At 63.2% G+C, this 6,738-nt stretch carries 5 protein-coding genes; all 5 read left to right on the top strand.

Annotated features, from left to right (window positions below; all coding sequences use genetic code 11):
• A partial coding sequence (locus tag VF629_RS06985; protein WP_414653859.1) for a RimK family alpha-L-glutamate ligase occupies positions 1–792 on the top strand: 792 nt, incomplete at its 5' end.
• Between the two features lie 104 nt (positions 793–896).
• Positions 897–1,856, top strand: a complete 960-nt coding sequence (locus VF629_RS06980) for a succinylglutamate desuccinylase/aspartoacylase family protein (RefSeq protein ID WP_331057743.1) — start codon at positions 897–899, stop codon at positions 1,854–1,856.
• A 274-nt stretch (positions 1,857–2,130) separates the two neighbouring features.
• A complete protein-coding gene (locus tag VF629_RS06975) occupies positions 2,131–2,817 on the top strand; it encodes an OmpH family outer membrane protein (RefSeq protein ID WP_331057742.1) in 687 nt (228 codons plus the stop codon).
• Between the two features lie 254 nt (positions 2,818–3,071).
• A complete protein-coding gene (locus VF629_RS06970) occupies positions 3,072–5,432 on the top strand; it encodes a TonB-dependent receptor (RefSeq protein WP_331057741.1) in 2,361 nt (786 codons plus the stop codon).
• 250 nt (positions 5,433–5,682) lie between these two features.
• Positions 5,683–6,669 carry a DUF4249 domain-containing protein gene (locus VF629_RS06965; protein ID WP_331057740.1) on the top strand — a complete coding sequence of 329 codons (987 nt, stop codon included), beginning with the start codon at positions 5,683–5,685 and terminating at the stop codon, positions 6,667–6,669.
• Positions 6,670–6,738: the final 69 nt, after the last annotated feature.

The following is a 6,738-nucleotide window of genomic DNA, read 5'->3' as shown; positions in this document are numbered from 1 at the left end:
CTGGAGGGCTTCGACGCCATCATTCCGCGCATTGGGGCCTCGGTCACGTTCTACGGCACGGCCGTGGTGCGGCAGTTTGAGATGATGAAGGTGCGCACCGCCATCGACAGCCAGGCCATCGTGCGCTCGCGCGACAAGCTTCGCTCGATGCAAATCCTGAGCCGCGCCGGCGTGGGCATGCCCAAAACCGCCTTCACCAACTTCTCAGCCGATGTGCCGGCCATGATTGAGCAGGTGGGCGGTGCCCCGGTCATCATCAAGCTGCTCGAAGGCACCCAGGGCCTGGGCGTGGTGCTGGCCGAGTCGGAAAAAGCCGCCCAGTCGGTCATTGAAGCCTTTCACAACCTCAAAGCCCGCATCATCGTGCAAGAATTCATTGCCGAAAGCAAGGGCGCCGACCTGCGCGCCTTCGTGGTCGACGGCGAAGTGGTGGGCGCCATGAAGCGCCAGGGCAAGGAAGGCGAGTTCCGCTCGAACCTGCACCGCGGCGGCGTGGGCACACTGGTCAAGCTGAGCCGCGCCGAGAAGGCCGCTGCCCTGCTGGCCACCAAGGCCCTGGGCCTGGGCATTGCCGGCGTCGACATGCTGCAGAGCAAGCGCGGCCCGCTGGTGCTGGAAGTGAATTCTTCGCCGGGCCTGGAAGGCATCGAGAAAGCCACCAAGCTGGACATCGCCGGCCGCATCATCGAGTACACGGCCAACCTCGCCAACAGGAAAAAGGCCAAGCCCAAAGCGAAAAAAGGCGAAAGCCAGCCCGTGGACGCGCAGTCGGACGTGCCAGTGGAGAAGTAGCCAAGCCGATAAACTGGTCAAACTCCCCTCCTTAGCTTCGCTGACCTTCGGTTGGTAAGGAGGGGAGTTTGATGTTCTTCTCCTTTTCGCCTTTACGCTCCCACATGCCCCCAGCCGCCGCTCCCATGCACCTCAATGGCCTCACCATTCAGCCGGGTGAGCGGGTGCTAACGCGGCTGGTGATTTCGAAGCTGCCCTCGGGCACGGTGATTGACGTGCCGGTGCACGTGCTGCGCTCCACCGAGCCCGGCCCCACGCTGCTGCTCATGGCGGGCATGCACGGCGACGAGGTGAACGGCATTGAGACCATCCGGCGGCTGGTGCGGCGCGATTTGCTGCAGCCGCTGCGAGGCAGCATCATTGCCATCCCCATCCTCAACATCTACGGCTTCCTGAATTTCAGCCGCGAAGTGCCCGACGGGAAGGACGTGAACCGCTCGTTTCCGGGGTTTCCGCGGGGGTCGCTGGCGGGCCGGGTGGCGCACCGCTTCATGCGCGAAATCATGCCCCTGATTGACTACGGCATCGATTACCACACCGGCGGCGCGGCGCGGGCCAACTTCCCGCAGGTGCGTTGCCTGCTGGGCGTCGACCCCGAGATTGACGCGCTGGCGGTGGCGTTTGCGGCGCCGTTCACGCTGCACGCGGCGTTGCGGCCGGGCTCGTTGCGCGAGGCCGCCCAGCGGTTGGGCAAGCGCATTATTGTGTACGAAACGGGCGAGAGCCTGCGGCTGGACGAGCCGGGCATTGAGGAGGCCGTGGCGGGCACTTTGCGGGTCATGCACCATTTGGGCATGGGGCCGGCGGCTCCCACGCCGGCCCGGCCGGGCATTGTGTGCCGGCGCCACACGTGGCTGCGGGCCCGGTTTGCCGGCCTGTTTCGGGCCCACCTCGAAAACGGGCAATTTGTGGAAAAAGGCCAGATTTACGGCTCCGTGGCCGACCCCTACGGGCAGCAGGCCGTGCGGCTGGAGTCCCCGCTGAGCGGCTACGTTATTGGCCTCAACCACATGCCCGTGGTAAACCAGGGCGACGCCCTGCTGCACATTGCCGTGCCGGAATAAGGACGCTTCGCTTAGTGAGGAATGAAGAATTGGTGAGCGCCGCCGAGGCATCTCGCGCGAGGTAGTAATTAAATTTATTGTCATCCTGAGCTTGCGAAGGACCTTCTCACGTTAGAACCCGTCGTTCAGTCGTGAGAAGGTCCTTCGCGAGCTCAGGATGACAGACGGCTCCCGAGTAAGATGCCTCGGCGGCGCTTGGCAGGACGTTCTTCCTTATTTCGAATGCTTCTTTCAGCAAAATGTTACTTTTGTCCTTTCCTCATTTCTGTTGTCAATGAAAAACCCCATTCAGCTAACCATTAACATCGTGCTGGTCCTTGCGGTGGCCGGCTTGTATTTTCTGCATTTCAATCGTCCGGTAACGGCGCCGGCCATTGCCACCGATAAATCCGTGGCCGTAGTGGCCTCGCCGGACCTGAACACGGCCGACACCACGGCGGCTAAAGCTGCGAGCGAAACGCCGGTGGCTGCCGCGCCCGCTCCCGTTGCCACGGGCAGCTTCGATGGCAAAATTGCCTACGTCGAATCCAATAAAATGCTCGACGGCTACCAGGGCATGAAAGACGCCCGCAAGGCCTTCGAGAGCAAAGCCCGCAACTGGGAACGCCAAAACCAGAACATGCTGGCCAGCTTCAAGGGCGCCGTGGAAGCCTACCAGAAGCAAGCCCCGACCCTCACGGCCGAGCAGCGCGCGGCCACCGAGCAGAAGCTGCAGGCTCAGCAGCAGGAAGTGGGCCAGCGCCAGCAGCAGCTGCAGGCCCAGGCCCAGGAAGAAGAAGCCAAGCTGACCCAGAGCGTGCTGGCCAGCGTGAACAGCAAGGTGGAAGCCTACGGCAAGTCGAAGGGCTACAAGCTGATTCTGATTGCGGCCCCCAGCGGCACCATTGCCTACGGCGAGAAGAACCTCGACATCACGACGCCCGTGCTGGCGTACCTCAACTCGGAATACCGCAAGAAATAGGCGGCAGCAGCGCGAGAAGTTAACATAAGCATAACGTCCTGCCGCGCAGGGCCGAAGCATCTTTGCTACTAGTTGTTTCGGCCCTGCGCGGCAGGACGTTCTTTTTCAGGGGATTTCCCTTTTACTGCTTCGCTTTTTTTCTGGAAGGCGAGGCAACCCTGGCGCCCCGAAGTTGCTCTCCAATACAATTGGCGGCCAGCGGGTAGGCGCCACCTGGGCCTATGGGGCCGGTTCTTTCCACAGCTTATTTCTGCATGAATTCACTCTTACGCATGACCGCGCTGCTCGGTGCGGGACTACTGGGGGCTTCTACCGCCCACGCCCAGCAAAACAACCGCTTCACCATCAGCGGGTACGTGCGCGACGCGGCCACCGGGGAGAGCCTGCCTGGCGTGGCCGTGGTGCACCCCGCCAGCGCCCAGGGCACCTCCACCAATACCTTCGGCTTCTACTCGCTCACGCTGGCCGCCAGCCCCGATTCGGTGCGGCTGCTGGTGTCGGCGCTGGGCTACGAGAAGCAGCGGCTGGTGCAGCGAGCCGAGCGCAGCTTCACGCACGATTTCCGGCTGAAAACGTCCTCGGCCGAGCTGGCGGGCGTGGAAGTGGTGGGCAGCAAGGAGGAAAAACTGGCCGAAAGTACCCGCATGGGCACCATCAACGTGCCGGTGGCGCAGATTAAGCTGCTGCCCGCGCTGTTCGGCGAAACCGACGTGCTGAAGGTGCTCCAGCTGCTGCCCGGCGTGCAGGCCGGCGGCGAAGGCAGCAGCGGCCTCTACGTGCGCGGCGGCTCGCCCGACCAGAACCTGCTGCTGCTCGACGGCACGCCCATTTACAACGCCTCGCACCTGTTCGGCTTTTTCTCGGTGTTCAACGCCGACGCCATCAAGAACGTGGAGTTGATTAAGGGCGGGTTTCCGGCGCGCTACGGCGGGCGGCTCTCGTCGGTGGTCGACATCACCATGAAGGAGGGCAACATGCAGAAGCTGCACGGCGAAGGGGCCATCGGGCTGATTGCCTCGCGCTTCACGCTGGAAGGACCCATCAAAAAGGACACGGCCTCGTTCATTTTCTCGGCCCGCCGCACCTACATCGACATTCTGGCCCGCCCGCTCATCAAGGCTCAGGCCGAAGGGCTGACGGCCGGCTACTACTTCTACGACCTCAACGGCAAGCTGAACTGGAAGCTGGGCGCCCGCGACCGCCTCTACCTAAGCGGCTACCTGGGCTACGACGAGTTTTACGCCGACGACGAAACCACCAGCAGCAACGGCAACTACTACAAGCAAGAAAGCGCCCTGGGCTGGGGCAACCGCATTGCCGCGCTGCGCTGGAACCACGTGGTGAACGACCGCCTGTTCATGAACACCCACCTGACTTACACCCGCTACCAGTTCGACGTGGGCGTAAAGCAGGAAGACCGGTACCAGGACAACGGCCAGACGCGCACGGACAAGTTCGGCCTGAACTACTTGTCGAACATTCAGGACGTGAGCGTGAAGTCGGATTTTGACTACGTGCCCAACCCCCGCCACTACATCCGGTTTGGGGGGCAGTACATCCGGCACCAGTTCCGGCCCGGCGCCCTGCAAACGGACGGCAGCAGCGACCCCGCTCAAAACCAGGCCACCGGCCGCCGCATCGGGGCCAACGAAGCCAGCCTCTACGCCGAAGACGACGTGAAACTGACCGACCGGCTGAAAGTGAACGTGGGCCTGCGCGTGAACAGCTTTTTGGTGCAGAACAAGCTCTACCCGAACCTGGAGCCGCGCGTGGCCGGCCGCTTCCTGCTCACCGAAGACTGGGCCCTGAAAGCTTCCTACGCCCGCACCACGCAATTCGTGCACCTGCTCACCAACAGCGGCATCGGCCTGCCGACGGATTTGTGGGTGCCCGCCACGGCCAACATCCGGCCGCAGCGGGCGCAGCAGTTCAGCGCGGGGGCAGCCCGCAACCTGCGCTTCGGCGGCGAGGATTTTGAGCTGAGCTTCGAGACGTACTACAAGCCCATGCAGAACCTGATTGAGTTCCGCGAAGGGGCCGATTTTGTGGGGACGACCGACGACAATTACGAAAGCAAAATCACCAGCGGCCGGGGCTGGGCCTACGGCGGCGAGCTGTTTTTGCAGAAGAAAACCGGCAAAACCACCGGCTGGATAGGCTACACCCTGGCCTGGAGCAACCGCCGCTTCGCGGAGCTGAACCAGGGCCTGCTATTTCCTTACAAGTACGACCGGCGCCACGATTTCAAGCTGGTGGTCATTCACGAGTTCAGCCCCGCGCTCACGCTGTCGGGCACGTTTGTGTACGGCACCGGCAACGCCGTGACGCTCTCGCAGGGCCGCTACTCGTTGGGCCCCTTCGACCAGTTTGAGGACTACGGCACCCGCAACAGCTACCGCATGGCCGCCTACCACCGCCTCGACCTCGACCTCAGCCACACCAAGAAAAAGCGCTGGGGCGAGGTGGTGAACAGCTTCAGCGTGTACAACGCCTACAGCCGCCGCAACCCGTACTTCATCTACCTGGGCCGCGCGGACAACAGCGAAAGAATGAGCTACCGTCAGGTGTCGTTGTTTCCCATTTTGCCGTCGTTCAGCAAGACGTTCCGGTTTTAAGTAAATCCCATGCCGAGTCACGAAGGCCGTCCTGTCCCGGCCGCGCTCGACAGGACGCTGCGGTCTAAACATGCTTTTCTTTCCATTGAATTGAAGTGGTTTCGCAAGTCGGCTTTGCCTGGTCCGCCGCCCTAGGCGTCCGACCGGTTGCCGCAAGCCCAACACCGCAATAGCCGTGGACCAACAACCGGTCGGACGCTTAGGGCGTCGGACCGGCCAGCGACACCCTTCCTCAACCGCTTTTTTGTCAATGAAACACTTTTCCATTCTCGCCCTGCTCGCCGCCACTGCCCTCAGCAGCTGCGAAACCGACGTGGACCTGCCCGAGCCGCCGCACACGCCCCGCGTGGCCCTGTCCTTCACTCTCAGCGCCAATCCGCAGGATTCGTCGTTTTCGGAGCTGTATTACGGGCGGCAGCTCTACATCAGCAACAGCCAGAGCGCCTTCGACACCAAGGAGCTGACGGGCCGCAACGATGCCACCGTGGACCTGCGCGACGCCGCCGGCCAGGTGGTGGAGCGCTACCGCCCAGCCAGCGGGAGTCCGCAACAGGGCCGTCCGGGTGAGCCGGGGTACTACCGGCCGGTGCTGGGGTTTCGGCCGCAGGTGGGCCAGCCCTACACGCTGCGCGCCACCCTGCCGGGCTTCGAAACCGCCGAAAGCACCCTCACGCTGCCCGCAGCGCCCGTGATTGAAAGCGCCACGTACACGCCCCGCGCCGTGGCCAACCCCAATTCGAGCGACTACTCGGGCCGCCTGAGCCTGGTGCTGCGGGACGACCCTGCCGCTGCCAACTACTACTTAGCCTTCGCGCGCTTGCTCGACAAGCAGGGCAAGCCCGGCAACTGGAGCCCGGTGGACGTGGACTACAACAGCCAGAGCAGCACCGTGGGGAGCATTGGGCAGTTCCAACTGTCGAGCCCGCAGCAAGACTACAGCGTATTTCCCTTCGCCGACACCGACGCGAACGGCGCGCGCATTGCCCTGACGTCCGACGTGCGCTATTATAGCGGCTGCTTCTCGCCCGGCGGCAACTGTCCCCAACCGGGCTACATGGAGGTGTACGTGAGCAGCATCACGGCCGACGCCTACAACTTCTACCTTTCGCGCCGCCGCTACTACGACAGCGACGGCAATCCCTTTGCCGAGCCGGCGCCGCTGGCCTCCAATGTGCGCGCTGGCTACGGCCTCTTCGGCGGCGCCACCGATGCCACCTACCGCATTCTGCTTCCTTAGCGCAGTTGCGGCGTCGCGGTACGTAGCGCGGACTTTTAGTCCGCGAGGACGTGGCGTGGTACTCGCGGA

Source organism: Hymenobacter sp. (assembly GCF_036388155.1).
Taxonomy (GTDB): Bacteria; Bacteroidota; Bacteroidia; order Cytophagales; family Hymenobacteraceae; genus Hymenobacter.
The sequence above is the reverse complement of the archived record's forward strand: the minus strand, read 5'-3'. Positions and strand labels throughout refer to the sequence as shown.

Coding starts and splice junctions, on each gene's coding strand:
- VF629_RS06970 (WP_331057741.1), top strand. CDS start 3,072: ATGAATTCACTCTTACGCATGACCGCGCTGCTCGGTGCGGGACTACTG.
- VF629_RS06980 (WP_331057743.1), top strand. CDS start 897: ATGCCCCCAGCCGCCGCTCCCATGCACCTCAATGGCCTCACCATTCAG.
- VF629_RS06975 (WP_331057742.1), top strand. CDS start 2,131: ATGAAAAACCCCATTCAGCTAACCATTAACATCGTGCTGGTCCTTGCG.
- VF629_RS06965 (WP_331057740.1), top strand. CDS start 5,683: ATGAAACACTTTTCCATTCTCGCCCTGCTCGCCGCCACTGCCCTCAGC.